Below are 25284 nucleotides of genomic sequence, written 5' to 3'. Positions count from 1 at the left end.
GGCCAGGGGAAGTGTCAATGGTTGACGCAAGTACGCTGACGCCATGAGTGATCTCGGGGCGGGTTTCGGTTACTTGATCAAGGGGCAGCGCTGGGCCTTCGGGCACGGCCGGTGGTTCGGCTTCGGGCTGCTGCCGGCGCTGGTCACCCTGGTCATCTACGCGGGCGCGCTCGTCGGACTGGGCTACGGCGCCGACGACTTCGTCGCCTGGGCCACCCCGTTCGCCGACGACTGGTCCTCACCCTGGCTGGGACTCCTGCGGAACACCCTGGTCGTCCTGGTCTTCATGTTCGGGACGTTCCTCGCGGTGATCACCTTCACCGCGGTCACCCTGCTGGTGGGCCAGCCCTTCTACGAGTCGCTCTCCGAGGAGGTCGACCGCAGCGAGGGCGGTGAGGTGCCCGAGTCGGACCTGCCGCTCTGGCGAGAGCTGTGGATCTCCGCCCGCGACTCCGTCCGCATCCTGCTGCGCGTCGCGTTGTACGGCGTACTGCTCTTCGCCCTCGGATTCATCCCCGTCATCGGGCAGACCGTGATCCCCGTCCTCGGCTTCTGCGTCTCCGGGTACTTCCTCTCGGAGGAGCTCACCTCCGTCGCCCTGCAACGCCGCGGCGTGGTCCTCAAGGACCGGCTCGCGCTGCTGCGGGGCCGCCGCATGATGGTCCTGGGCTTCGGCGTCCCGCTCGCGCTCGCCTTCCTCGTCCCCTTCGTCGCCGTCTTCCTGATGCCGGGCGCCGTCGCAGGGGCGACCCTGCTGGCCCGGGAGCTCACCGCACCGCCTGCCGCAGCGCCGGTGCCGGCCCCCTCGTCGCGGTACACGCTGCACAAGGACTGAGCCGGAGGCGCCCGGGCCGGCACCGGGCCGCGCGGCCTGGACCGCAGTGGACCGAGGGGGGAGAAGAACGTGACCGAGATGATCGCCGTCGCCCTGATCACCGTGCTCGCCGTGATCAGCCCGGGTGCCGACTTCGCGATGGTCGTCCGCAACAGCTGTCTTCACGGGCGCAGGACAGGCCTGCTGGGGGCCGTGGGGGTCGCCGCGGGTGTCCTTGTCCACGTCGCGTACACCATGCTCGGCGTCGGACTGCTGATCGCCTCGTCCACGACGCTGTTCACGGTGATCAAGCTGGCGGGTGCCGCCTACCTCGTGTACATCGGTGTCCGGACCTTCCTCGACCGCGGGGACCTCACCGTCGATCTGAGCGCGCGGAGCGGCCTGAGCGGTCTCGGGGCCCTGCGCACCGGCTTCCTCACCAATGTGCTGAACCCCAAGACCACGCTGTTCGTCGTGTCCACGTTCACCCAGGTCGTCGGGCCGGACACGGCCCTCTGGCAGCAGGCGGGCTACGGGCTGTTCATGTCCCTGGCCCACTTCGGGTGGTTCGGGCTGGTGGCGCTGTTCTTCTCCCACGCGACACTGCGCACCGCGCTGCTCCGCCGGCAGAAGGCGCTGAACCGGGGGATCGGCTCGGTCCTCGTGGGCCTGGGCGTCACCCTGGGCCTGGCCCGCTGACCGGCCGGCCCGTCAGGCGCCGTGGACCTCCAGCGCGGTCCGGACCGCCGACTCCAGGGCGCCCTCGATCCAGGCCGGCTTGACGGACGTGTGGCAGCCGGCGAAGTGCAGCGGCCCCTCCGGGGTGCGCACGTCGGGGAACAGCTCGGTGTGCTGGCCGGGCAGGAGCACCGACGCCTCGCCGTACGCGTACGGGTCGCGCATCCAGGACTGGGTGCGGCCCACGCCCGTGTAGAACACCTCGACGCGCTGCCCGTACACGTCCTGCACCCCGCCCAGGGTGCGCGGGTAGCGCTCGTCGTCGTCCAGCGAGTCCCACTTCAGGGCGTCGTCGGCCCAGCTGTACGAGGCGAGCAGAACCCCGCCCGCGCTGCCCTCGACGGGGTGCGAGGGCTGGTACATGAACCGGTTGGCGTTGTCCGTCACCGAGCCGCCGCCGATGACGCGGGCCGCCTCCGGCTGGTTGCGGGCGGTGGCCCCACGGCAGGCGGCGTAGTACACCCGCTGGTCGGGCGGGATGTGGCCGCTCGGCACGGACGGGTGCGCGCCCAGGAGCGAACCGTCGGCCGGGGCCTTGCCCAGCCGGTAGTCGTCGTACAGGCCGGGGCGTACGGCCTCCAGCTCCCGCTTCCAGTCCGCCTCGTCGAACTCCCACCAGCGTCGGCTGAATTCGAGCAGCACCTTCGTCGCCGCGTCGTAGTGGACCTCGGTGATCGCACGCCGCTTGCCGTACGACAGCGCGGGCGTCACCGGGATGTGCCGCAGCCCGGAGAAGGGCACGGTGATGATCGCCCGGTCGCCGGTGAAGGTCTCCCGGACGACAGGGCCGCCCCGGCCCTCCGAGACCGTCTCCACACTCACCCCGGCCTCGGTGTGGCTGATGCGGGTGGCCCGGCGGTCCAGGTGCACCAGGTCCTTCACCGGCGCGTACATCGCGTCAGCCAGGGTCGCGGTGCCGTCGGGCAGCTCGAAGAAGGAGGTCGCCGGGCTGATCAGCGAAGCCCCGATGAAGCTGTGCAGGAAGGCGAGATGGAGGCGCGAGGTCATGTTCTCGACGGTGCCGATGAGGTCGACCGTGCGCTCGTCGAGCCCGGCCACCTCGGTCATGTACCGGAACATGGAGAAGTGCCCGTACCGCTGGAGCACCGTCGCCCAGCCCTCGACCAGGGCCGTCCCCTCCTTGCCCTCGATCTCCTTGCGCACGGGGGCGAACGCGTCCCGCACGATCTGCGAGGCGGGCGTGTTCTCATAGGCGGTGGGCACACCGAAGGAGCGGTTGACCGCCTGCGGCTTCGCGGCGTAGTCGGCGCGGCGCATCCGGACACCGTTGACGTGGATCCAGGTGCGGTTGGCGGGGCGCCCCTCGCCGTCCACGTCGACCAGGTGGAAGCGGCGGGTCTTCAGCCCGAGCCCGGCCATCAGCCCGGTGACCAGCGGGTGGCTGTCCGGGATGCGCATCGCACCGGCCTCGGCGTACTGCTTCGGGTCGGCGAAGGGCGGGTCCGACTGCTCGTGGCCGCCTGCCCGGAAGGTCTTGATGCGGCCGCCGACACGGTTGCCGTTGGCCTCGATCACGGTGACGGTGTGCCCGGCGTCATGCAGGAGCCGCGCAGCGGTGAGCCCGGCCGGTCCTGCGCCCACGATCAGCACCTTCTTGGGCGCGACCCGGGTGCGGGGCAGGCCCTTCCCCAGCAGGACCTCACGGTAACGGGGCACCAGGTCACGGTCGTCCGCGTCGCGCACGAGGATCGCGCGGGCGACGGTGAGGCACGCCTCCCGGTCGGAGCCGGGTGCGGCTCCCGGTGCGGCAGCAGCCGCACTGGACGGCGTGCCGGGTGCGGACGGGGCGGCGGCGGACGGGGCGGCGGCGGTCACGGCGAGGGCCGCGGCGCCGGCCGTCGCCCCCGCGAGCAGGGAGCGCCGGGAGGGCAGGGCGGGCGATGAGTCGTCAACAGGTGAAGTCATGGTGATCACCCTGCTGTGCCGGAGGCGCCCAACCCCTCGTGGACGCGCTCCCACCGCTCTGATTCACCCTGTGGTGATCTTGGTCGATCCGTGTTGACACAGGCTGTGCCAGGGGGAGTTGGCCCTCAGCGGCTCAGCGGCTCAGCGGCTCAGCGCACGGAGAAGCCGTACACGGTGGTCGAGACGTACTCCTCGCCCGGCCGCAGCACCGTGCTCGGGAACTCCGGCCGGTTCGGCGCGTCCGGGAAGTGCTGTGTCTCCAGCGCGATCCCGGCGCACGGCACGAACGGATCGCCGTCGAAGTGGTCGGCGGTGTAAAGCTGGAGCCCCGGTTCCGTCGTGCGGACGGTCAGCAGGCGGCCCGACGCGGGGTCGTACAGCTCGGCGGCCGGCTCCCCGCCGGTCTCCTCCAGCACGTAGTTGATGTCGTAGCCGGGCCCCACCGGCTTCGGCTCCCGGAAGTCGAATCGGGTCCCCTCCACCGGCACGAGCTCGCCCGTGGGGATCGACTCCTCGTCCCCGGGGGTGATCCACCCGGCAGCGAGCCGCAGTTCGTGCCCCAGCGCGCTTCCGCTGTCCGCGCCGGCCAGATTCCAGTACGAGTGGTTCGTCAGGTTCACCACGGTCGGCGCGTCCGTCGTCGCCCGGTAGGCGATCCGCAGCGCACCGTCGCCGTCCAGCGTGTACGTCACCGTCACCGCCAGCCGGCCCGGGAAGCCCTCCTCGCCGTCCTCGGCGACCAGGGAGAGCCGCACGCCGTCCGGCACCTCCTCGGCGTCCCACACCCGCTTGTCGAAGCCGCGCGCACCGCCGTGCAGGGTGTTGCCGCCCTCGTTGCGCGTCACCCGGTGAGTGCGCCCGTCCAGGACGAAGGACCCGCCCGCGATCCGGTTCGCGTACCGGCCGACCACGGCGCCGTAGTAGGGACCGGTGTACGTCTCGTAGGCCTTGACGTCCGGCAGCCCCAGGGCCACCTCGGCCCGGGTGCCGTCCCTGCCGGGCACCGCCACGGACTGCACCACGGCGCCGTACGTCAGCACCCGCACCCGTGTGCCCTCGCGCTCCAGGGTCCAGCGCCGGACCGGCGTGCCGTCGGCAAGTGTGGAGAAGTCTTCGCTGTGTACCGCTGTACCCGTCGTCACGATCAAGAACCTTACGCGGGGGGCCCGGACGCCGTGACATTGCGGTAAGCGATTTCTGCCAGTCTGGCCTGGCCGTTGCGGCCCGGATGGAACCAGTCCCACTCGCTGAGCTGCTCACCGGTGAACCGGTAGTCGAACACCGCCCCGCCGTCGTAGCGGCAGCGCTCGTCCCGGGCACAGGTGTCCCGCAGCACCTCGTTGTACGCGACCACCCTCTCCTGCACCGCGTCGCGCCTCGCGACGGCCGCGGGGCCCATGTCGTCGGCGTCGCCCAGCATCGACCGGCAGATCCCCAGCTTCCAGATCTGCTTGCCCAGAGGATTCTCACGTCCGGTCGACCAGAGCCGCTTGAGGTCCGGCACGCTCGACACGTACACCTGCACCTTCGGGGCCGAGGTGCGCAGCTGCCGCATCGACGCCTCGAAGGAGGCCCGGAAATCGGTCACCGGAGTCATGAGCCGCACGGAGTCCCGGCACGCGTCGTTCGCGCCGATCATCACCGTGACAAGCTCCGGTCCCTCCTTCGCGGCCAGCGCCATCTGCTCCGGGAGCTGCGCCATCCGGGCGCCCGACACGGCGTGGTTCCAGCTGTGCGTCACCGCCCGCGACGCGCCGAGGAGGCGTACGGCGAGACTTCTCACCCCGTCGTCCGTGCCGGTCGCCCAGGACACCTCGGGACAGTCGGCCAGCACCGCGCAGGCGTCGAAGCCCCGGGTGATGGAATCCCCGACGGCCGCGATCGAGGCGGGGCTCGCGTCCCACGCCGGCGTCGGCGAGGGGCTCTTCGCTCCCGCAGCGCTCCCGGGCGCCGGGCCCCCGTCCGAGGTGCAGCCCGTGAGCACGGCGGCACCGGCGAGCACCGCCGCCGTCAGAGAGGCTGCGGCCCCCCGGGCGCGGCGACGTGTCGAACGCTCAGGCATACCTTTTTCCCCTCCGGTCACACGGGTGATTGTGCCCCTGGCACACCCGGGCAGCGCCAGGTGGGGGGCCCTCACGCCCTCGCGGGTGAAAGGTCTGCGAATCATGGGCCCGGGACCGACGGTACGTCACACGTCCGGCCCCGGCGCACGGTAGCTTTTCCCCGTCGAAGCAGTGGCGCCCGACGGGCCCGCGGACGGAACAGCGGGTCCGGTAAGTTATCTCACGTCACATACTGTCCCTTTTCAGGAGATTCACTCCCGATGCTGTTTACTGATGACAACCTCGGGAGCCGGCCGGGAAGAGGCGGTACGGGCGCGAGGCCGCTGGGGAAGGCGAACCTCGTCCCACACTGGAGGTCCCGGTGACGACACGTGGTGTTCTCTACGTTCACTCCGCACCGCGCGCGCTGTGCCCGCATGTCGAATGGGCGGTAGCGGGCGTACTGGGTGTGCGGGTCCAGCTGGACTGGATCAGACAGCCGGCCTCGCCCGGCACCTGGCGGTCCGAATTCTCCTGGAAGGGCCGTGCGGGCACGGCCTCGGAGCTGGCTTCGTCCCTCCGCGGGTGGGACCTGCTGCGCTTCGAGGTGACGGCGGAGCCCTGCCCCACGGCGGAGGGCGAGCGCTACAGCTCCACGCCGGGTCTCGGCATCTTCCACGCCGTCACCGGCATGCACGGCGACATCCTGGTCCCGGAGGACCGGCTGCGGGCCGCGCTGGCGCGGTCCCTGCGCGGTGAGACCGACCTGGAGGCCGAGGTCGCCAAACTCCTCGGCAAGCCGTGGGACGACGAGCTGGAGTCCTTCCGCCACGCGGGAGAGGGCGCCCCGGTCCGCTGGCTCCACCAAGTGGTGTAACGGGTCGTCCCTGAACCCGGCCTTGAGGCAGTGAGCGCGGAAACGTTTGCCCGCATCCTCCGGCTGCTGCGACGGTAACTGCCGGTGGATCACGGGCGCACTCGTCACACTGTGCGCGGTCGGGGGTGGGCCCACCCTCGGGACGGGGCCGAGGCAGGCCCCACCCCCGGTCACGCTCCTAGGCGGCGCCCGACCGTACGGCGGCGTGCCGGAGCTCGTCCTGGTCGGGCAGGAGCGCGGTGATCCGCGTCCAGATCGTCTTGGCGTCCACGCGGACCAGCCTGAAGGGCGAGCCCGGGGTGACCCGCGCTTCGGACACAGGTTCGGTGGGCAGCTCACGGAGCCAGTAGCCGAGCGGGCCGCAGTCCCAGACGGCGAAGCCGCGGGCCTGTGTGCCCTCCCGGCCGGCCTGGACCTGCCAGGCCGAGGTCAGGCGCCAGCTCGAACGCAGCTCGGAGATGAGGTCGGTGAGGAGCGTCAGTGAGGGCTCACCAGGGCCGCCGCCCGCCGCGAGGGCACGGTGGACCGCCTCGCGCTCCTCGTCGGCGGATCGGACGAGCCGCTCCCTCTCCAGGATCGCGAGGCCCGCCTCGACGGCGCCGATGGTCGTCTCGACGACGGGGACGGCTGCCTCGCGGGCCGCCGAGGACTGCTGGAGGTTCACCATGTCGGCGAGCTTCCACACCAGCATCTTCGGCTCGACGCAGGAGTACTCGGCCTCGGCCGTGCCCGGCCACGCCTCGTGGACGACGACGTGTTCGTCGCCGATGTACATGCCGTGGTGCAGCTTCCCCTGCCTGCCGGCCGCCTCCAGCGTGATGATCACCCCCGGTGCGAGGACCGTCTTCATCAGCGGCAGCAGCAACGGGGAGAGTTTGCCCTCCCCGTTGATGAGGCCGCACTCCAGCAACTCATCACGGGCTTCTGCGAACTCGTCTGGCGACGTGTTCCCCGCCGCCAGCTCGGAGAGCACGATCAGGTGTCCGTCGGCCAGCCTGAAGCGGGCACGGGAAATGTCGAACGAAGGCATACGCACTCACTTGGTAGTGGCTCAGGCCTGGGACTCGGACCAGAAATTGAAAATTCTCGCGAAACCTGCCCTGACCGCCCCGCGCCGGGTCAGTACGGACCGGTCGACTCCGGTGAAGAGGACCGCGAGGGTGACGTCGGCGGGCAGGACCCGGCCGGTCGCCTGCACGGTCATCCTTCGACCGTTTCCGCGGCCCGACTGCCGCACGGTGACGACGCACCCGGGGTCTTCGGAGTCGGCTTGCCGTGACAACGTGTACGCCCGGCGGTTGACCGCCTTGAGTTTGTACACGTCGCCCAGGTACGTCATGCACAGGGACCGTCCCCCGTGCGTGGGCGCCCACCGGTTGCGGCTCATCCGCACGAGCCCGTCCCCGACGCGAAGTGTCGAACGGTTGATGGTCGGCATCGAAACGACCTCCGCGTGCACGCCACGGGTCTCGAACATGGCTGTGGGGATCAGGCCACCGCGCACCTCCGTGACCATCACGTTGGGCACGTCCTTGCCTGCCGGGTACACCACTTTGATGTCGCCGAACTCCGGGGAGGTGCCCTGCCAGCCGAACTTCTTGAGCCCGACCGGTTGCCTCTCCTTCCAGGACGCGAGCGTGAACGGGGTGATCGTCGTGTGCATGTCTTTCCTCGCTAGTCGAACGGGTTGAGGGCGCTGCCCAGCTTCTTCGCACCGTCGGCGATACCGTCCCCGATGTCCGAGGCCTTGTCGCCCACCCACTCACCGGCCTTCTCGATCCCGTCGCCGATGGCCTCGTGGTTGTCCCAGACGAGGCAGCCGGCGTACACCAGGCCCGTGCCGACCGCCAGACCGGCCGTGACCGGGTTGGGCGCCACGGTCAGTGCGGTCATCGACGCGCTGAACGCCGTGCCGCTGAGGTCGCTTGCGAACTTCGCGGGGTCTGCCTTGATCATGTCTGTGTCGTACGTGGCCAGGTTCGCCACGCCACAGGCGGTTGCCGCGACCCCGCCGACGACGCCCGCGCCCCGCATCCATCCGGCCGCCTTCGCGGCGTTCGCCAGACCACCGTTCTGCGCGACCTTGACGAGGCTGGCCTCGCCCGCGCTCGGCATGAAGAAGGAGCCCTTCCGCATGTAGCCGCCGAACATGGCGGCCTCGTCGGAGCCGGTGAGGGCGGTGACCAGGCCCGGTGGCACCTTGCTCAGCAGACTTCCGGGCACGGCACCGGCCATGCGGTTGTTGATGAAGGTCGAGAGGAAGGTGCCGGGCGCGGTGATCACCTTGTCCTTCTGCAGGTACTTGAACAGCTTGAAGGCGCTGCTCCCGCTTCCGCCGACCGCGGCGGCGAATGCCGCCGCAGTGATCGTGCCCTTCTGCACGGCGGCGAAGAGTTCCGCGAGCCGCTTGCTGCCCGTGAGCTTCTCGACGCCGTCCTTCTGGAGGCGCTGGATGTAGTCGTCGAGCGTCTCGCCGTCCCGCATGGCCAGCGAGGCGAGCTGCATGCGGTCCTGCTTCTGCTGGTCGTCAGCCGTCGCGACCTTGTCGGCGTTTCCGTTGAAGCCGCCCGTCGTGCCGTCATTCTTCCCGCCGCCGCTGTCCTTGACCACGGCTTCGAGGTCCTTCTGGAAGTCCTTGTCGGCCTCGTCCACGAGCTTCACACAGGACTTGAGGTACTCGGCCCAGGACTGCTCGCTGTCCCGGACGCTCTTGGCGTAGTCCGGATCGTGACGGAGGGCGTTGCGCTCGCTCTCGGTGGCCCGCTCGTAGTCGAAGGCCACATTGCCCTGCTCGGAGACCCGCATACCGGCCTTCACGGCGTCGGCCCGGCCCTTTTCCAGCCGCTCCTTCAGTTCCACGAACTGGGAGTGCGCGTTCTGCAGGAGTGTCGCTGTCGCTTTGGCCTGGGTCTGGGCGGCCTGGTATTCGTACCGGGTCGCCGCGAAGTTCAGGAAGGCGGCGTCCGCACTCTCGCCCCGCCAGGAATCACCGAGTGTGACCTTTTGGACACTGTCGCGGTATCGCTTCTCGACCTTCGCGAATTCCTCCGCCATCGACTTCCACTTGTCAGCCGCGGCGGAGAGTTTTCCGAAGTCGGTCGTCATGACTTCGCTGTAGGTCAGCATGCCCGGCCCCCGTGGAACGTCTCGAAGTGGTGCGGCGGTCGGCGCTCCTTCACCGGTAACCGTCCATCGCCGAGGGCAGCCGGATGCCGTCGATCCCGTCACGGCGGCCGATGTCGACGCCCCGCAGGGTGGTGGCGGTGTTCCTGAGGCCGTCGCGCTCGCGCCCCAGTCGGCCGAGGAGCGTCTTCACCTGCCCGTCCCAGGTGGTCTGCACCTTCTTCAGTGCGGTCGCGGTCGCCCAGCCGCTGAAAGCTGTGGCCGCGCTGCCGTTGGATTCGTCGGCGTGGTTGCCCGCCTTCTTGGTGCTCGTCAGCAATTCGTTCTCGATGACGCCGGCGGCGGCGTTCTTCTCGGACGCCGTCGATGCCAGCGTCGACGTGCCGCCGGGGCCGTAGCCATGGGCTGGGCCCTCCTCGGGGAGGCCGTTCAACTGCATCCCCGTGGAGCCGCGTTCGGCCGCCGCTGCCCGCAAGCCGGCCCATTCCTCGTCGAAACCCATTCCGCGCCGACCCCCGGTTCTGATGATCGCGAATTCGCGCCGCACTTTATAGGCGAGACCCTTGGATGTCACTTCGGGGCTCCCTCGGCATCAGAATTGATGACGCGTGAAGTTGCGCCTCGGTTCCCCTCGGGATGTCGGCCACCAAAAGTGAAATTTCGGATCTAAATGGACCAGTTGGAAGGATGGCGTAACTCCCGGAGAGTGGCCGGTGACCCTTTCACCGGTTGTCAGGTTCTCCTGTGCGGCAGCCCGTCACACACCTGCCCCCCGGAAACGGCCGGCGCGCATGCGGGAGGCCCGCCTCCCGGGTGGGAAGCGGGCCTCGCGGTGAGAAAAAAACGGGTCAGACCGAACGGAACGCCAGGACCACGTTGTGGCCACCGAAGCCGAACGAGTTGTTGATCGCGGCGATCGACCCCTCGGGCAGCGCCCGCGGCTCACCGCGCACGACGTCCGCCTCGACGGCCTCGTCGAGGTCGTCGATGTTGATGGTCGGCGGCGCCATCCGGTTGTGCAGCGCCAGCACGGTCGCCACGGTCTCGATGCCGCCCGCGCCACCCAGCAGGTGGCCCGTCATCGACTTCGTGGCCGAGATCGCGACGTGGTCCAGGTCGTCGCCCAGCACCGCACGCAGCGCCTTGATCTCCGCGATGTCACCCTGCGGCGTGGACGTGGCGTGCGCGTTCAGGTGCACGACCTCCGACGGCTTCAGATCCGTGGAGTCCAGCAGGTTCTGCATCGCCGCGGCGATGCCGCGCCCGGTGGGCTCGGGCTGCGCGATGTGGTGGGCGTCGGCGGACAGGCCCTGGCCCAGCACCTCGCAGTACACCCTGGCGCCCCGCGCGGCGGCGTGCTCCGCGGACTCCAGGATCACGACGCCCGCGCCCTCGCCGAGGACGAAGCCGTCACGGCCCGTGTCGTAGGGGCGGGAAGCCTTCTCGGGCTCGTCGTTGCTCTTCGACATCGCCATCATGTTGGCGAACGCCGCGATCGGCAGCGGGTGGATGGCCGCCTCGGTGCCACCGGCGACGACCACGTCGGCCCGGCCGGTACGGATCATCTCGACGGCGTAACCGATGGCCTCGGCACCTGACGCACAGGCGGAGACCGGGGTGTGGACACCGGCCTGGGCGTTGACCTCCAGGCCGACGTTGGCCGCCGGGCCGTTGGGCATGAGCATGGGAACGGTGTGCGGGGAGACGCGGCGTACGCCCTTCTCCTTCAGCACGTCGTACTGGTCGAGCAGGGTGATCACGCCGCCGATGCCGGAGGCGATGACCGAACCCAGACGCTCGGGCTGGATCTTCTCGTCCTCACCGGCCTTGCCGGTGAAGCCGGCGTCCGCCCACGCCTCGCGGGCCGCGATCAGCGCGAACTGCGCCGAGCGGTCCAGCTTGCGGGCGAGCGGACGGGGCAGGACCTCGCCGGGGTCGACGGCCGCGAGGGCGGCGATCCGGACGGGCAGTTCGGCGAAACGTTCGCCCTCGAGAGGCTTGACGCCGGAACGACCGGCCATCAGACCTTCCCAGGTCGATGCGGAGTCGCCACCCAGCGGAGTGGTTGCGCCGATACCGGTGACGACCACGGTGCGATTGGTCGGGCTCACTGGAAAATCTTCTCCACGTGTAGAGGGTCGTGAATCAGCGGCGCCACCGCCGGGTGGCGACACACGGGACGGGCTGGGGTCAGCCCTGGTGCTTCAGGATGTAGTCGGCGGCGTCGCCGACCGTCTTGAGGTTCTTGACGTCCTCGTCGGGGATCTTGACGTCGAAGCGCTCTTCGGCGGCGACGACGACCTCGACCATGGACAGCGAGTCGACGTCCAGGTCGTCGGTGAAGGACTTGTCCAGCTGGACGTCCTCGACCGGGATACCGGCGATCTCGTTGACGATCTCGGCGAGACCGGTGACGATCTCTTCCTGAGTGGCGGCCATGTTGGCGCTCCTTCGATGTGTTTCTGCAGGGTTCGGGCGTACGGACCGAAAGGTCCGGTGTGTCAAGGAGGGTGCTGAAGATATTGGCTGGATCGGGGAGCGGCGTCTGGTGCGTGCAGCTGCAAGGCGCCGAATCGTCCTCATAGCGGAGCTATGCGGGCGGTTGGGCAACGCCGCAGATGCGCGTACCAGGCGTCGCGAGCCCAGCCACGATCTTCAGCTCCCTCCTAGGGGAGGGTAACGACCGACGCGGCGTAGACGAGACCCGCCCCGAAGCCGATAATGAGCGCAGTGTCGCCGCTCTTGGCCTGACCGGTCGCCAGGAGCCGCTCCATTGCGAGCGGGATCGAGGCGGCCGACGTGTTGCCGGTGGTTTCCACGTCACGGGCGACCGTGACGTGCTCCGGCAGCTTGAGCGTCTTCACCATCGAGTCGATGATCCGCATGTTTGCCTGGTGCGGAATGAAGACATCCAGGTCCTCCGGGGAGATCCCGGCCGCTTCCAGCGCCTGCTGGGCGACCTTCGCCATCTCGAAGACGGCCCAGCGGAAGACCGCCTGGCCCTCCTGCGTGATGGCCGGGAACTTGACCTCGCCCCGCTGGTTGAGCGGCAGGTTCGAGACGTCGCCGATGTGGAAGTCGTTCCACGCGACGGTCTGCTTGATCGTCTCGGACTTGTCGCCCTCGGATCCCCAGACGGTGGGGCCGATGGCCGGCTCCTGGGACGGGCCGACGACGACCGCGCCCGCGCCGTCACCGAACAGGAAGGCCGTCGCGCGGTCCTCCAGGTCCGTGAGGTCGCTGAGCCGCTCGACGCCGATGACGAGTACGTACTCCGCCGAACCCTCGACGATCATGCCCTTGGCGAGGGTGAGGCCGTAGCCGAAGCCCGCGCAGCCGGCCGAGATGTCGAAGGCCGCGGGCTTGCCCGCACCGATCCTGTGCGCGATGTCGGTCGCGACGGCGGGAGTCTGCTTGAAGTGCGAGACGGTGGAGACGATCACTCCGCCGATCTGCTCGGGTGTGATCCCGGCGTCCGCGATCGCCTTGCCGGAGGCCTCCACCGACATCATCGACACGGTCTCCTCGTCGGAGGCCCAGTGCCGGGTGGCGATACCGGAGCGGGAGCGGATCCACTCGTCGGACGAGTCGATCGTCTCGAGGATCACCTCGTTGGGCACGACACGGGTCGGGCGGTAGCCGCCCACACCCATGATCCGTGCGTACGGGGCGCCCTTGCTGGGCTTGATCTTCGACATGCTCTCGGGCTCCTCAGGCGCCTGCGTGCTCGGAGATGAGCGCGCGGGCCGCGTCTAGGTCGTCGGGGGTCTTGAGCGCGAGGGTCTGCACGCCGGGCAGCGCGCGCTTGGCGAGCCCGACCAGGGTCCCACCGGGCGCGGCCTCGACGATGGCGGTGACACCGAGCTCGGCGAAGGTCTCCATGCACAGGTCCCAGCGGACCGGGTTGGCGACCTGTCCGACGAGCCGCGAGATGACTTCGTCGCCGGTGGCGACCGTCTTCCCGTCGGCATTCGACACGTACGTCACCTTGGGGTCGGCGACCGTCAGACCGGCGGCCGCCGCACGCAGCTTCTCCACGGCCGGAGCCATGTGGTGCGTGTGGAACGCGCCGGCGACCTTGAGCGGCACGACCCGGCGGACGCCTTCGGGCTTGTTCTCGGTCAGCTCGGCGATCTGTGCCGCCGTGCCCGCCGCGACGATCTGGCCCGCGCCGTTGACGTTGGCCGGGGTGAGCCCCAGCTTCTCCAGGTGCGGGACCGTGACCTCCGGGTCACCGCCGAGGAGGGCGGCCATGCCCGTCTCGGTGACCGAGGCTGCCTCGGCCATGCCGAGCCCCCGGGTGCGTACGAGACGGAGCGCCGCGTCGTCGTCGATGACGCCGGCCAGCGCTGCGGCGGTGATCTCACCGACGCTGTGTCCGGCGAGGACGCCGGGCGAGGCGTCCAGGGCGGCGGCGGAGAGGAGCCCCGCGGCGACCAGCAGCGGCTGGGCCACCGCGGTGTCGCGGATCTCGTCCGCATCGGCCTTCGTGCCGTAGTGGGCGAGGTCGAGCCCGATGGCGTCGGACCATCCCGCGATGCGGTCGGCGGCACCGGGGAGTTCGAGCCAGGGAGTCAGGAAGCCGGGCGTCTGAGCGCCTTGGCCGGGAGCGACGAGTACGAGCACCCTCACACTCTCTCTTGTGGACGGCCCCGGACGCCCGTGGGGACAGGGACGAAGAACCGTCAGGGGAATTGTTGAAGTTCGACAAAAGTCTAGGACTGGGTCTCTCCGGCGGCCAAGCGCCCCAGGATGAGGGCGATCCGTAGAGTGAACGCGGAACGGACGTCCGAAGGCGACCATCCGGTGACGTCGGTCACACGTCGCAGCCGGTAGCGCACGGTATTGGGGTGCACGAACAGCATGCGTGCCGCGCCTTCAAGACTGCTCGCCTGCTCCAGATACACACTCAGCGTCTCCAGAAGTGCCGAACCCGCTTCTTCGAGCGGTCTGTAGATCTCCTCCACCAGTTGATCGCGCGCAGCAGGGTCGCCTGCCATCGCACGCTCTGGAAGGAGATCGTCCGACAGGACGGGCCTCGGAGCATCCTGCCACGCCGAGCAGGCCTTGAGACCGGCAGCGGCGGCCTGCGCGGACCGGGTCGCCGCGAGGAGGTCGGGCACCACGGGACCGGCGACGACGGGACCGGCCGCATACGGGCCGATCAGCGACTTCGCGACGTTCAGGGGGTTGTCGCTGCCGCCCGCGATCACGACCAGGCGGTGTCCGAGCACCCCGGTCAGGACCTGGAGCTTGGCGTGCCTCGCCGCCCGTCGGATGGCCTCCACGGTGAGCTCGCTGTCACCGTCGGGTGCGGTGCCGAGGACGACGCAGACGTGCTCGGGGGAGTTCCACCCGAGGGCCGCGGCCCTGGACACGGCGCCCTCGTCCGCCTCGCCGGACAGCACCGCGTTCACGACGAGCGACTCCAGCCTCGCGTCCCACGCGCCGCGGGCCTCGGCGGCCTGCGCGTACACCTGGGCGGTCGCGAAGGCGATCTCGCGCGCGTAGACGAGCAGCGCCTCGCGCAGCACCGACTCGTCGCCGGGCGCCGCCACCTCCTCGATCGCGGCCTCCATGACCTCGATCGTCGTACGCACCATCTCGACGGTCTGGCGCAGGGTGATCGCCCGGGTCAGCTCGCGCGGAGCCGTGCCGAACACGTCGGTGGAGATCGCCTGCGGTGTCTCCGGGTGCCGGAACCACTCGGTGAACGCGGCGATACCGGCCTGGGCGACCAGGCCGATCCAGGACCGGTTCTCGGGCGGCATGGCCCTGTACCACGGCAACGTCTCGTCCATACGGGCGATGGCGTTGGCGGCCAGCCGGCCGGAGGACTGCTCCAGCCGTTTCAGGGTCGCTGCGTGGAGGTGGGGGTCATGCGAGGCGGGCTGCTCAGGATCGGGTCGGGGCACGACACAAGACTGCCTTATCGGGACAGGTGCCCGGAGGGGCGGGGCGGAACGTGTGCCGGCGGGGATACCTTGGTGGAGTGATGGACGTACGCCGCTCCGGGGACCGGTTCCGCGGCGGGGACCCGGCCACGGGTGACTCCGCGGGTATCGAGACGCTGCACGCATTCTCCTTCGGGCGCTTCTACGACCCGGACAACCTGCGCTTCGGGCCGATCCTGGCCTGCAACGAGGAGCGCCTCGCCCCGGGGGCGGGCTTCGACGAGCATCCGCACAGTCACACCGAGATCGTCACCTGGGTGGTGGAGGGCGAGCTCACCCACCACGACTCGGCCTCGCACGCGACCGTCGTACGGCCCGGTGACGTCCAGCACCTGAGTTCGGCCGCAGGGGTGCGGCACGTCGAGCGCAACGACGGGGAGCACCCCCTGACGTTCATTCAGATGTGGCTGGCCCCGCTGCGTCCCGGAGGGGAACCCTCCTACACGCACGTCGCCGGGATGGCCGACTCCACCCCCTACGCCCTCCCCGAGGCCGGCGCGACGCTCCACGTGCGCCGCCAGTCCGAGGGCGAACGAACCGCCGTGCCGGACGCCGCGGGGATCTACGTCCATGTCGTACGGGGCCGCGTGCTCCTCGCGGGCGAGGAGCTGGGGCCGGGGGACTCGGCCCGGATCACGGAGGCCGGAGGACTGGAGCTGGAGGCGCTGGAACCGGCCGAGACGCTGCTCTGGGAGCTCGCGGCGGTGTAGCGGCGGGAGGCATCGCGGACGCCCTGGGGGCTCCGCTCCAGGAGCTCGCGATCGAGGCCGCGACGGTGCGCGGAAAGGGCGATTCGCGTTAGGCGCCGTTCATCGGTGGGGCCTCCTGGACGTCTCTGCGGCGAGGGACGCGGGCAGACGGGTCACGCGCTCGTGGTGGAGCCGGGGCGGATGATCATCAGGACGACGACCACGGCCCAGGCGAGGTTGAAGATGCCGGTGAGCATCGTCAGCCGGGCCGCCGTGGGGCGTGCGGCCTCCTCGGTGGGCGCGGTTCCTTCGTCGGCGAGCAGGAGCCGCTGTCCGGGCAGGATGGCGAACCCGAGGAGGCCCGCGGCGACCAGGGTGAGGGCGAGCGAGACGATCAGCCACGCGTCGGTGAGTACCCCGAGCGCGGCACCGGTCGCTATGCCGAACACGGGCACGACGATGCCCCCGAGCGCGTAGCCGTAGCAGATGCGGTGCAGGAGCGAGGCGACCCCGGCGGACCTGTCCGCCCCCTCCGTGCCGTCCAGTGCCCGCAGCGCGTAGCGCGGGAACATCGAGGCGGCGACGGTGATCGACCCGACGGTCACGATCGCCGCCAGGACATGGATGGATAGCAGCAGCTTGGTCACTGCGGGTGCCTCCTGCTCGGACACGCGTATATGTTGGCTGCCAATACATACACTGCCTACGGTTCTTTTGGGTAGGCTGCCTACTCATGAAGGCGGATGCGGTGCGAGGGCACCTCGACGGACTGTTGCTCGCCGTGCTGGAGCAGGGCCCGCTGCACGGGTACGCGATCATCGCCGCTGTGCAGCACCGAAGCGGAGGGCTCGTCGAGCTGCGCACGGGCACGATCTATCCGGCCCTGAACAGGCTGGAGCGGATCGGGCTGCTCAGCAGCAGCTGGGAGTCCGTCGGTGAACGGCGCCGGCGCTGCTACGAGCTCACCGAGGAGGGGCGGCGAACCCTGGCGGGTGAGCGGACGGCGTGGGACGAATTCACCACGGCGATCGGCTCGGTCCTCAATCCTCCCGCCGCGCCCGGGCTGACGACGTGAACACCGAAGGCGGACCGGCCGATCCCGTCGCGGCCTACGAGGCGGCCCTGACGGCCGCCCTGCACGGACCCGGTGGGGACAAGGCCCGCATGATCGAGGAGCTGCGCGACGGCTTCGCGGACACCGTCGAGGCCCATGTCGAAGAGGGGAAGCCCTACGAGCAGGCCGCCCGTCTGGCGGTGCGGGAGTTCGGGACCGTCGAGGAGGTCGCGCCGCTCTGCCAGCGCGAACTGACCATCGCCCAGGCCCGGCACACGGCCCGGGCGGCCGTCCTCGCCGCGCCCTTCCTGATTGCCTGCTGGTACCTGGCCCGGACGTCCGGTCTCGCCGACACCGCATGGCAACTGGCGGGCACGGCGCAGTCGCTGGCGGTGTACCTGGCCGGCACCGCGATCGCCGCCGCGCTGCTCGCCGCGTCGACGGCCGCCGCCACGGGTGCGCTCGCCCGCCGGCTGCCCACGCCGCAGCGGCTGCCCCTGGTGGTCGCCTGGGCCGGCACCACGACCAGCGTCACCATGGCGGTCGCGACGCTCGCGCTCGCCGTCGCCGCGGCACTCGCCACGGACTGGCCGCTGCTCGCCCTCGCCGGCACCCTCTCGGCGGCAGCGCACGCCGTGGTGGCGCCCTCGGCCCGCGCCAGCCGCCGCTGCGCCCGCCTGACCCTCGCGTAGAGCCCGGAAGTCACCCGGGGCCAGGGGCCCGGCCGGCCCGGCTCGCGCCGAGGGCGGGAGTCGCCGCAGCCGGGGGCGGACAGGTCCTCGCGATGGCTCCCCTGGCCGGGAGGGGACGGTTGGCGCACCCCGGCGCGCGGCGCGGTAGCCGTATCCACCGAGGCCGGGCCGCCCGTTCGGCGTCTCAGGCCCTCGGCTGGTCCGTCAGCTTGTCCAGTTCGCGTATCGCCTGGCTGTGGGAGCTCATCCGGCGCGTCACGGTACCGATGGTGAACAGCCCCACACCGGTGATGGACACCGGCAGGGATATGCCGAGCACCGCCACGGCCTCCGGCCAGTCCCGCCCGTCCGCGCAGTGATCCCCGTTCCGGACACCCTCGTTGGCGGTGCCGCGGTCGGTGAACAGCCGCGACTCGCACTCCGCCGGGTAATCGTCGTCGGGTTTCTCGTCCACCTCGTACGGCATGAGCAGCAGCACGGCGCACCACGCCCACAGGAGTGCGGCCAGGGACAGCAGGACCAGTCCCCAGGTGCGTGTCTTTCCTGCCCGGTCCCGGAAATCCTGGTCGTACTCACGTGATCGCATAGCGGCCGAATCTATCGGAGCCCGATCGCGAGGGGCCCGCCGGGCGTGAACCAGCGGTCAGCCCTCAGCGCGCCGCAGCCAGGCGTCCAGGGCGGCGAAGTCCGCTCCGGTGAGACCCCGCCAGGCCTCGACGCGGTGGAGGAGGGCCCGCCCGGGGTGGTGCGCCTCCACCCAGGCGCGGTCGATGGCGGTGATCTCGTCGTCCACCCAGGCGAAGGGGCGCCCCGAGGCCCACCGGACGAGGGCCGGGGTCTTCCAGTGGAGTCCGCCCGCCCCATCCTCGGGAGACGGCTCCGGCCAGTCCACCACGGGTAGTTCCGGCAGCCCGAGCCATGGTGCGAGGCACTCGTTCGCCTCGGACATCCACGTCGTGGCCCACACCAGCTCGCACGGCAGCGCCCTCAGCCGGGGCCCGAGGGCCGGGTCGGTCCTGGTGACCAGCGGGTTCCCGGCTGCTTCGACCGGTCCGTGCTCCGGCTCGAAGTCCGCGTATCCGTCCGGGAGTTGTTGCCGGGTCGCCCCGAAGGGGATGAGCGGACCATCGATGTCGAGGAAGAGGAGGGGGCGCGCGGAACCGGTCACGTCAGCACGGTAGTGCCCCGGTCAGTCCCAATCCGCGTCCGTGTAGCCGAGGCGTTGGTTCATCGCGATGACCCCCGTGTTCGCCGGGTGGTGGATCGTGCGCACGCGGTCCACTCCGCACAGGGCCGCGAACCCCATGCCGTGCGTCTTCATGGCGAGCGCGATGCCCCGGCCCCGGTGGGCGGCCCTGACCCCGGTCATCTCGTTGAAGACGTGCCCCGACGCGCGGCGGTCGGAGGTCGCCGCCATTCCGCACCACTCGTCACCGTCGAGTGCGATCACGACACCGCGAGGGTCGTAGGAGGGCACGGCGAGCCGCCGCTCGACGTACTGGTCGTAGGTGTGGAAGGCGCCACGGCCGGGGATGTCCGCGGAGCACTCCTTGTTGAGCTCGTACAGGCTGCGCCACCGGCGTTCGTCACCCAGCTCGGCCATCGTGGTCAGCCGGATGCCCGCGTCGCGGCAGCGCTCGACGTACGGGGCGAAGGCGGCGGCCCGGAAGGCGGTGACGTCCAGCTCCAGCTTCACCCAGCGGACTTCCGGCACCTACCGCAGCCCGTCCACGAACGCCTGCCAGGCGCCGGCACCCAGGACGAGCACGGGCCCGGCGGGGTTCTTGCTGTCGCGCACGGGGACGGACGCGGGGCAGCCGTCGGCGACCTCCACGCATTCGCCGCCGGTGCTTCCGCTGTACGAGGACTTCCGCCAGGCGGCGCCGCCGGTGACGGTGCACTCGACGCATTCGCCGCCGGTGTTTCCGCTGTAGCTGGACTTACGCCACGCCGTGCTCTTCAGGTTCGGGCCGATCGCCATAACGCTCCTCCATCACACGGGTGATCAGGGCCGCGGAATCCTCGACGGAGAGAGCTGCGGCCTGCAAGTGAGCGTAACGGCGCGCAGCCTCTCTGATGGTTTCGGGGTTGGCGGTCATGTGGCCGGAGATCAGGTCTTCCGTGTAGATGATGTCCGGGTCGTCGTCGAAGCGCATTGCGGTGAACGACCCGGCCAGACTTGAGTGTTCACCCGCCGTGAACGGCAACACCTGGATCCGCATCCACCTGTGCCTCGTGAACTCCAACAAGCGGGCGAGTTGGTTCCGCATGACCTCATGGCCACCGATCGGCCGGTGCAGTACCGCCTCGTCCAGGATCGCCCAGGCCAAAGGCGGTTGCTTGCGGTCCAGGATCCGCTGGCGTTCCATCCGCGCCGCGAGGAGGCCTTCCAGGTCGTCCGGCATGCCTGTGGCCAGCACCGCCCGCGCGTATTCCTCGGTCTGTAGCAGCCCGTACACCAACTGCGCCTGGTAGGTGGAGATGTACGTCGCCTTCGACTCCATGTCCGCGTACTGCTGGAACCACGTCGGCAGTTGGCTCCGCAGGACCAGGCCGACCAGGCGTGAGAACACGCCGTCCGTGCCCAGCGCCGCGTCGAGGCGCTCGGAGAAGTCGCGGGTCGGCACCTTCTTCGTGGTCTCGATCTGGCCGATCAACGAGCCCGTGCAGAAGATGATCTCGCCGAGCTGGCCCTGTCGCAGGCCGTGGGCCTCCCGCTGGCGGCGCAGCTCCCCGCCGTAGTAGTCCAAGGGTGAAGCACTGGGGTCGAGTGACTGCACGTTGGCCACGGCGGGGTGCCTCTCGCTTCAACGCCTGGCGGCGTTCGTTTCAGGTAGTAGCCGAGAGTAATCGGAACACTGCACTCTGGTGACATGAATCACGTATCCGATACCCGGACCGGTGACGCGGAGGCTGCGGTCTATCGCGCCGATCTCGCGATGGGCGAGCACTCCGCACGTCATCTGCGCCGCGTCCTGCGGCTGTACCTCACCGGCTGGGGCCTGCTCGACGTGGCGGACGCGGCGGAACTCGCCCTCACCGAGCTGATCGCCAATGTCGTACGGCATGTTCCCGGCCGCCGCTGCCAGACGCTGATCTTTCTGCTTCCGGCAGGAGGCGTACGGGTGGAGGTCGCCGACCCCTGCCCCCGGCTGCCCCGCCCGGCCGTGGGGGACCCGCTGGACGAGGGTGGGCGGGGGCTGCTGCTGGTGGGCGCCGTCACCGACACCTGGGGCGTGGAGGCGCGCCGCGACGGCTGCGGTAAGACGGTGTGGTTCGAGTGCTCTCAGCGGGAGGTGCCGAGCTCCGCCAGCACCGCGTCGGTGAACGGCGTCCAGACCTCGGCCGCCCACGGCCCGAAGGCGCGGTCCGTGAGCGCGACGCAGGCCGCGCCCGCCGCCGGGTCGATCCACAGGAACGTGCCGGACTGGCCGAAGTGCCCGAAGGTGGCGGGGGAGGACGAAAGCCCCGTCCAGTGCGGCGACTTGGAGTCACGGATCTCGAAGCCGAGGCCCCAGTCGTTGGGGTTCTGATGGCCGTAGCCGGGGAGCACGCCCTTGAGGCCGGGGTGGACGACGGTCTGGGCCTCCAGGACCGTACGCGGGTCGAGGAGACGCGGGGCTTGTACCTCGGCGGCGAACCTCACCAGGTCGTCCACCGTCGAGACGCCGTCCTTCGCGGGGGAGCCCTCCAGGGCCGTCGACGTCATCCCCAGGGGTTCGAGGACGGCCTGGCGCACGTACTCGGGGAACGGGATCTCCGTGGCCTTCGCGATGTGGTCGCCGAGCACCTCGAAGCCCGCGTTCGAGTACAGCCTGCGGGTGCCGGGAGGCGCCGTGACCCGGTGCTCGTCGAAGGCGAGACCGCTGGTGTGGGCGAGGAGGTGGCGGACGGTCGAGCCCTCGGGACCGGCCGGTTCGTCCAGCTCGACGGCACCCTCCTCGTAGGCCACCAGCGCCGCGTACGCCGCGAGCGGTTTGGTCACCGAGGCCAGCGGAAAACGGTGCGCGGTGGGACCATGGGTACCCAGGAGCGCGCCGTCCGAGGTGACGACGGCGGCTGCCGCGGTGGGGACGGGCCAGTTCTCGATCATCGCCAGGCTCTGCATGCGTACGAGCCTAACGGGAGCCCGATTCCGGGACCGCCACCCGTTTGCGCTTGCTTGGAGTGCACTCCAAGGTTCTAGCGTGGAGGCATGACGGTGATGGAGAGCGTTTCCGCACGGACCGACACCTGCGCTTCAGCCCCGAAGGCGCATCCGCGCCCCGAGGGACAGGACCGCTACACCATCAGCGAGGTCGTCGCCTTCAGCGGGCTCACCGCCCACACGCTGCGCTGGTACGAGCGGATCGGGCTGATGCCGCACGTCGACCGCTCCCACACGGGACAGCGGCGGTTCAGCAACCGCGACCTGGACTGGCTGGCCTTCGTCGGCAAGCTGAGGCTGACCGGAATGCCGGTCGCCGACATGGTCAGGTACGCCGAGCTGCTCCGCGAGGGCGACCACACCTTCGCCGAGCGGCAGGAGCTGCTGGAGGCGACCCGGCGCGACGTGCGGACACGGATCGCGGAGCTCCAGGGGACCCTGGCGGTGCTCGACCACAAGATCGAATTTTATGGCGGCGCCGGCGTCGGAAAGGGCTTGAGGCCATGAGTGACACCGGAAAGATCGCGACAGTGGAGCTCGGCACCGGAGGCCCGCAGGTCGGTGTCCAGGGGCTCGGCTGCATGGGGATCAGCGAGTTCTACGGGGACACCGACGAGGCGGCCGCCCGGGACACCCTGGAGGCGGCGCTGGAGGCAGGCGTCACGCTCTTCGACACGGCGGACATATACGGGCGCGGGGCGAACGAGACCTTCCTCGCGCCGTTCGTCGGGGCCCACCGGGACGAGATCACGCTGGCCACGAAGTACGCCGTGGAGCGGACCGACGACCCGCACTACCGGGGTGTGCGCAACGACCCCGCGTACATCCGGCAGGCCGTCGAGGCCAGCCTGCGCCGGCTGAACACCGACGTCATCGACCTCTACTACATGCACCGCCGCGACCCGCTCGTCCCGTTCGCCGAATCGGTGGGTGCGATGGCGGAGCTGGTGGAGCAGGGCAAGGTGAGGCAGCTCGGGCTCAGCGAGGTGACCGGGAACGAGCTCCGTGAGGCGCACGCCGTGCACCCGATCGCGGCCCTGCAGTCCGAGTGGTCGCTCTTCAGCCGGGACGTCGAACACAGCGCCGTGCCCGCCGCCGTCGAGCTCGGGGTGACCTTCGTGCCGTACTCGCCGCTCGGCCGCGGGTTCCTCACCGGGGCGTTCGCGGACGCCGTCAAGGACCTGACGCAGGACGACTTCCGTGTGCACCAGCCGCGCTTCACCGGCGAGAACGCGAAGACCAACACCGCGCTGCTGGAACCGGTGCACAAGATCGCGGCGGCGCACGGCGCGACGGCCGCGCAGGTCGCCCTGGCCTGGGTGCAGCAGCGGTCACAGGTGCACGGCCTGACCGTGGTGCCGATCCCCGGAACCCGTAAGCGCAGCCGTCTGCTGGAGAACGTGGGGGCGACCCGGCTGACGCTGACCGGGCAGGAGCTGGAGCTGCTGGAGCCCATCGCGGCCCAGGTGGCGGGCGACCGCTACCCGGACATGAGCAGCACGGCCACCGCGCGCGAGTAGGCGGCCCCCGCCGGCCTCGGGCCCGCCGGGGCGCACGTTCCGCGAAGCCCGCCGTGAGCAGCCCGGCGGGCTTCGCTGTCCGCCGGGCGGCAGGCTGTCGACCGGCCCGCAGGGGGAGTGTCCGCGCGCTTGTCGGAGAACGAGGGCGGTCGAGAGATCGCAGGGACCGGGCGGGCCCGTAAAGAGCGGAGTACGCCTGGGGTGCGAGTCGGCGACGGACCGTTCGGAAGGGTGGATTCCGGGCGATCGTCGAGCCATGTCCGAACTTGCCGACAAGCAGCCCTCCGGTGGGGAGGGCGTCCTCACCGCAGGTTGTCTCCTGCTTCTCGTGCTGTTCGTTGACGCCGTGGCCGGGTTGGTGGTGGTGATCGTGCTCGCCGTCCGGGGAGTGGGCCGTACGGGCGCCGGCTCCGCACGGACGGCGACCGGCGTGCCGTCCCCGGACTGGGCGCCGGTGCTGGGCTTCGGTGCTCTGGCCCTGGTGCCCGAGGTGACGGCCGTCGTGCTGCTGCGGCTCGGGCACCGAGTCATCGGGGCGGTGCAGCTGACGATCTGTGTCTTCCTGGCGGTCCACGCGTCGGGGTCCTGGCCCTGACCCGGACGCAGGGCGCCCCGCTACGACGTCGGCGGGACCGCCGAACGCCCTGGGACCGTCAAGGCCATCGCCGAGCTCGGACCTGGTGGACGAAGAACGGGCCGAGGCCGCAGAGAGCCGGGTGTCAGCTCCCCGCCGAATAGTCGTGCGCCCACCTCTGCTGGACCGGGTAGCCGGAGTTCCCGGGCGTCGAATCGATCTGAGACGGAAGAAATGCTCCGGCGCCCTGGCCATAGGGCGCGTATCGCGCCGCTTCACCCTGCCCAGGGGCATCGGCCGGCGACGGCCATGAATGGTTCTCGCTCGCGTCCGAATGCCGAGCGTGGTCGAATCCGTGGGAAGTCTCGACGCTCCGGGTGAATTCGTCCGTCAGGCGCCGGTGGCGGCCCCGGTCGCGGCGTACCTGCGCGAGGCGGCCCTCCGCGTACAGCAACTGGGCCCGGGAGACCAGTTGTGTGAGCCCGATGCCCAGTTGGGCGGCAAGGGCTGCGGCATCCGTGCCCTTGTTCCATCCGTCCACGAGCAAGGAGTCGCGAGCATGTGACCACTCCTTCACTCCCGAGGACGCCGCAGGTGTCGCCTGCCGAGTCCGGAACTGTTCCACGCGGGGGGACGGAATGGAGGAATGCGTGGACTCCGGATGCACCTCGACCGAGGGATTCCTGCTTCGGGGAGCAGGCGGGGGGCTGTCGTCGGAAGCGGCCTCCGGCGCCGCGCCGACGTCCGGAGCGTCGCTCGACGGATGGTTGAGCAGTGTCCCGGCGAGCGAGCGCGCATCGCTCTTTCCGACGGTACGGCGGGCAATTCGCACCTCGCGCTCGTTCAGCCCCAGCAGCTCGGCCACCGCCGCATCGCTACCCACAGTGACGGCGAAAGCGGCAAGAGTTCTTGCACGCTCCGCCTGTGCCCCGTCGAATACCGACTGCGCCTCACGCACACGGTCGTCCGCACCGCAGAAGGCGTCGGCCAAAACGGCGTGCCGCTTCCACATCTCCCTGGCTTCCACGGTCGGTCAACGCCGTTGCGGCCGAATTAGATGCAGCAAGATCCCGAAAAGACCCGATTGGGCCTGCGGGGTAGTATCTGACGACAATAATTCCGCGCCATGTTCTC

General features: G+C 70.2%; 29 protein-coding genes and 1 pseudogene. 10 read left to right on the top strand and 20 right to left on the bottom strand.

What is annotated here, in order from left to right; all coding sequences use genetic code 11:
• The first annotated feature begins 43 nt into the window (after positions 1-43).
• Positions 44-835 carry an EI24 domain-containing protein gene (locus HED23_RS27030; RefSeq protein ID WP_203185990.1) on the top strand — a complete coding sequence of 264 codons (792 nt, stop codon included), beginning with the start codon at positions 44-46 and terminating at the stop codon, positions 833-835.
• A gap of 69 nt (positions 836-904) precedes the next feature.
• Entirely contained in the window at positions 905-1513 is a 609-nt protein-coding gene (locus HED23_RS27025) for a LysE family transporter (protein ID WP_203185989.1), read from the top strand.
• Between the two features lie 12 nt (positions 1514-1525).
• Here HED23_RS27025 and HED23_RS27020 read toward each other — a convergent pair whose 3' ends face one another.
• From HED23_RS27020 to HED23_RS27010, 3 genes are all read right to left on the bottom strand, one after another.
• Positions 1526-3478, bottom strand: coding sequence for a flavin monoamine oxidase family protein (locus HED23_RS27020; RefSeq protein WP_203185988.1), 1953 nt, complete (start codon positions 3476-3478; stop codon positions 1526-1528).
• 149 nt (positions 3479-3627) lie between these two features.
• Positions 3628-4626 carry an aldose epimerase family protein gene (locus HED23_RS27015; RefSeq protein ID WP_203185987.1) on the bottom strand — a complete coding sequence of 333 codons (999 nt, stop codon included), beginning with the start codon at positions 4624-4626 and terminating at the stop codon, positions 3628-3630.
• Between the two features lie 5 nt (positions 4627-4631).
• Positions 4632-5540 carry an SGNH/GDSL hydrolase family protein gene (locus HED23_RS27010; protein WP_203185986.1) on the bottom strand — a complete coding sequence of 303 codons (909 nt, stop codon included), beginning with the start codon at positions 5538-5540 and terminating at the stop codon, positions 4632-4634.
• Between the two features lie 362 nt (positions 5541-5902).
• Here HED23_RS27010 and HED23_RS27005 point away from each other — a divergent pair, with 362 nt between their 5' ends.
• Positions 5903-6397, top strand: a complete 495-nt coding sequence (locus HED23_RS27005) for a DUF3145 domain-containing protein (RefSeq protein WP_203185985.1) — start codon at positions 5903-5905, stop codon at positions 6395-6397.
• A gap of 178 nt (positions 6398-6575) precedes the next feature.
• On the opposite strand, the gene HED23_RS27000 is transcribed toward HED23_RS27005, so the two are convergent.
• The 9 genes from HED23_RS27000 to HED23_RS26960 all read right to left on the bottom strand — a co-directional run bounded on the left by HED23_RS27000 (position 6576) and on the right by HED23_RS26960 (position 15435).
• Complete coding sequence (locus HED23_RS27000) at positions 6576-7427, bottom strand: histidine kinase (RefSeq protein ID WP_203185984.1); 852 nt, start codon at positions 7425-7427, stop codon at positions 6576-6578.
• Positions 7428-7448: 21 nt separating this feature from the next.
• Positions 7449-8060 carry a hypothetical protein gene (locus HED23_RS26995; protein WP_203185983.1) on the bottom strand — a complete coding sequence of 204 codons (612 nt, stop codon included), beginning with the start codon at positions 8058-8060 and terminating at the stop codon, positions 7449-7451.
• A gap of 11 nt (positions 8061-8071) precedes the next feature.
• The gene (locus tag HED23_RS26990; RefSeq protein ID WP_203185982.1) at positions 8072-9523 is read right to left on the bottom strand and encodes a hypothetical protein; all 1452 of its coding nucleotides are present in this window, start codon (positions 9521-9523) and stop codon (positions 8072-8074) included.
• 49 nt (positions 9524-9572) lie between these two features.
• Complete coding sequence (locus HED23_RS26985; protein ID WP_203185981.1) at positions 9573-10094, bottom strand: hypothetical protein; 522 nt, start codon at positions 10092-10094, stop codon at positions 9573-9575.
• A gap of 274 nt (positions 10095-10368) precedes the next feature.
• Positions 10369-11631 carry a beta-ketoacyl-ACP synthase II gene (fabF, locus tag HED23_RS26980; RefSeq protein WP_203185980.1) on the bottom strand — a complete coding sequence of 421 codons (1263 nt, stop codon included), beginning with the start codon at positions 11629-11631 and terminating at the stop codon, positions 10369-10371.
• A gap of 79 nt (positions 11632-11710) precedes the next feature.
• Positions 11711-11959 carry an acyl carrier protein gene (locus tag HED23_RS26975; protein ID WP_014045780.1) on the bottom strand — a complete coding sequence of 83 codons (249 nt, stop codon included), beginning with the start codon at positions 11957-11959 and terminating at the stop codon, positions 11711-11713.
• A 227-nt stretch (positions 11960-12186) separates the two neighbouring features.
• Positions 12187-13218: a ketoacyl-ACP synthase III gene (locus HED23_RS26970; RefSeq protein WP_203185979.1), complete on the bottom strand. Its 1032-nt coding sequence runs from the start codon at positions 13216-13218 to the stop codon at positions 12187-12189.
• Positions 13219-13231: 13 nt separating this feature from the next.
• Positions 13232-14146, bottom strand: coding sequence for an ACP S-malonyltransferase (locus tag HED23_RS26965; RefSeq protein ID WP_203185978.1), 915 nt, complete (start codon positions 14144-14146; stop codon positions 13232-13234).
• An 89-nt stretch (positions 14147-14235) separates the two neighbouring features.
• Positions 14236-15435: a PucR family transcriptional regulator gene (locus tag HED23_RS26960; RefSeq protein WP_203185977.1), complete on the bottom strand. Its 1200-nt coding sequence runs from the start codon at positions 15433-15435 to the stop codon at positions 14236-14238.
• A gap of 77 nt (positions 15436-15512) precedes the next feature.
• Between HED23_RS26960 and HED23_RS26955 the strand changes: the two genes are divergently transcribed.
• Positions 15513-16184, top strand: a complete 672-nt coding sequence (locus tag HED23_RS26955; protein WP_203185976.1) for a pirin family protein — start codon at positions 15513-15515, stop codon at positions 16182-16184.
• A gap of 152 nt (positions 16185-16336) precedes the next feature.
• On the opposite strand, the gene HED23_RS26950 is transcribed toward HED23_RS26955, so the two are convergent.
• The gene (locus tag HED23_RS26950; protein WP_203187645.1) at positions 16337-16810 is read right to left on the bottom strand and encodes a hypothetical protein; all 474 of its coding nucleotides are present in this window, start codon (positions 16808-16810) and stop codon (positions 16337-16339) included.
• 86 nt (positions 16811-16896) lie between these two features.
• Here HED23_RS26950 and HED23_RS26945 point away from each other — a divergent pair, with 86 nt between their 5' ends.
• Together HED23_RS26945 and HED23_RS26940 are read left to right on the top strand one after the other, a co-directional pair.
• The gene (locus HED23_RS26945) at positions 16897-17238 is read left to right on the top strand and encodes a PadR family transcriptional regulator (RefSeq protein ID WP_203185975.1); all 342 of its coding nucleotides are present in this window, start codon (positions 16897-16899) and stop codon (positions 17236-17238) included.
• Positions 17235-17909, top strand: a complete 675-nt coding sequence (locus HED23_RS26940; protein WP_203185974.1) for a permease prefix domain 1-containing protein — start codon at positions 17235-17237, stop codon at positions 17907-17909. Before HED23_RS26945 ends, HED23_RS26940 begins: the two co-directional genes overlap by 4 nt.
• Positions 17910-18093: 184 nt before the next feature.
• On the opposite strand, the gene HED23_RS26935 is transcribed toward HED23_RS26940, so the two are convergent.
• From HED23_RS26935 to HED23_RS26915, 5 genes are read right to left on the bottom strand one after another with little or no spacing between them, the layout of a single operon-like run.
• Positions 18094-18495 (bottom strand): hypothetical protein, encoded by a 402-nt coding sequence (locus tag HED23_RS26935; protein ID WP_203185973.1) that lies wholly within the window; start codon positions 18493-18495, stop codon positions 18094-18096.
• A gap of 57 nt (positions 18496-18552) precedes the next feature.
• A complete protein-coding gene (locus tag HED23_RS26930) occupies positions 18553-19077 on the bottom strand; it encodes an HAD domain-containing protein (protein ID WP_203185972.1) in 525 nt (174 codons plus the stop codon).
• A gap of 21 nt (positions 19078-19098) precedes the next feature.
• Positions 19099-19605 (bottom strand): GNAT family N-acetyltransferase, encoded by a 507-nt coding sequence (locus tag HED23_RS26925; protein WP_238442114.1) that lies wholly within the window; start codon positions 19603-19605, stop codon positions 19099-19101.
• An 18-nt stretch (positions 19606-19623) separates the two neighbouring features.
• A complete protein-coding gene (locus HED23_RS26920; protein WP_203185971.1) occupies positions 19624-19890 on the bottom strand; it encodes a DUF397 domain-containing protein in 267 nt (88 codons plus the stop codon).
• Complete coding sequence (locus HED23_RS26915) at positions 19850-20698, bottom strand: helix-turn-helix domain-containing protein (protein ID WP_203185970.1); 849 nt, start codon at positions 20696-20698, stop codon at positions 19850-19852. The genes HED23_RS26920 and HED23_RS26915 overlap by 41 nt, the downstream gene beginning before the upstream one ends.
• Positions 20699-20782: 84 nt before the next feature.
• Between HED23_RS26915 and HED23_RS35445 the strand changes: the two are divergent.
• Positions 20783-21193, top strand: a pseudogene (locus HED23_RS35445) (ATP-binding protein); the annotation flags it as partial.
• A 2-nt stretch (positions 21194-21195) separates the two neighbouring features.
• Here the strand turns inward: HED23_RS35445 and HED23_RS26910 are convergent.
• A complete protein-coding gene (locus tag HED23_RS26910) occupies positions 21196-22017 on the bottom strand; it encodes a serine hydrolase domain-containing protein (protein WP_203185969.1) in 822 nt (273 codons plus the stop codon).
• An 87-nt stretch (positions 22018-22104) separates the two neighbouring features.
• On the opposite strand from HED23_RS26910, the gene HED23_RS26905 reads away from it, so the two are divergent.
• From HED23_RS26905 to HED23_RS26895, 3 genes are all read left to right on the top strand, one after another.
• Entirely contained in the window at positions 22105-22563 is a 459-nt protein-coding gene (locus tag HED23_RS26905) for a MerR family transcriptional regulator (protein WP_203185968.1), read from the top strand.
• A complete protein-coding gene (locus tag HED23_RS26900) occupies positions 22560-23576 on the top strand; it encodes an aldo/keto reductase (RefSeq protein WP_203185967.1) in 1017 nt (338 codons plus the stop codon). Before HED23_RS26905 ends, HED23_RS26900 begins: the two co-directional genes overlap by 4 nt.
• A gap of 256 nt (positions 23577-23832) precedes the next feature.
• Complete coding sequence (locus HED23_RS26895) at positions 23833-24171, top strand: inner-membrane translocator (RefSeq protein WP_203185966.1); 339 nt, start codon at positions 23833-23835, stop codon at positions 24169-24171.
• A 124-nt stretch (positions 24172-24295) separates the two neighbouring features.
• On the opposite strand, the gene HED23_RS26890 is transcribed toward HED23_RS26895, so the two are convergent.
• Positions 24296-25141 (bottom strand): hypothetical protein, encoded by an 846-nt coding sequence (locus HED23_RS26890; protein ID WP_203185965.1) that lies wholly within the window; start codon positions 25139-25141, stop codon positions 24296-24298.
• Positions 25142-25284: the final 143 nt, after the last annotated feature.

The organism is Streptomyces pratensis, assembly GCF_016804005.1.
In the GTDB taxonomy this organism is placed as follows: domain Bacteria; phylum Actinomycetota; class Actinomycetes; order Streptomycetales; family Streptomycetaceae; genus Streptomyces; species Streptomyces pratensis_A.
Note: the sequence above shows the minus strand (reverse complement) of the source record. Positions and strands in the feature narration are given on the sequence as shown.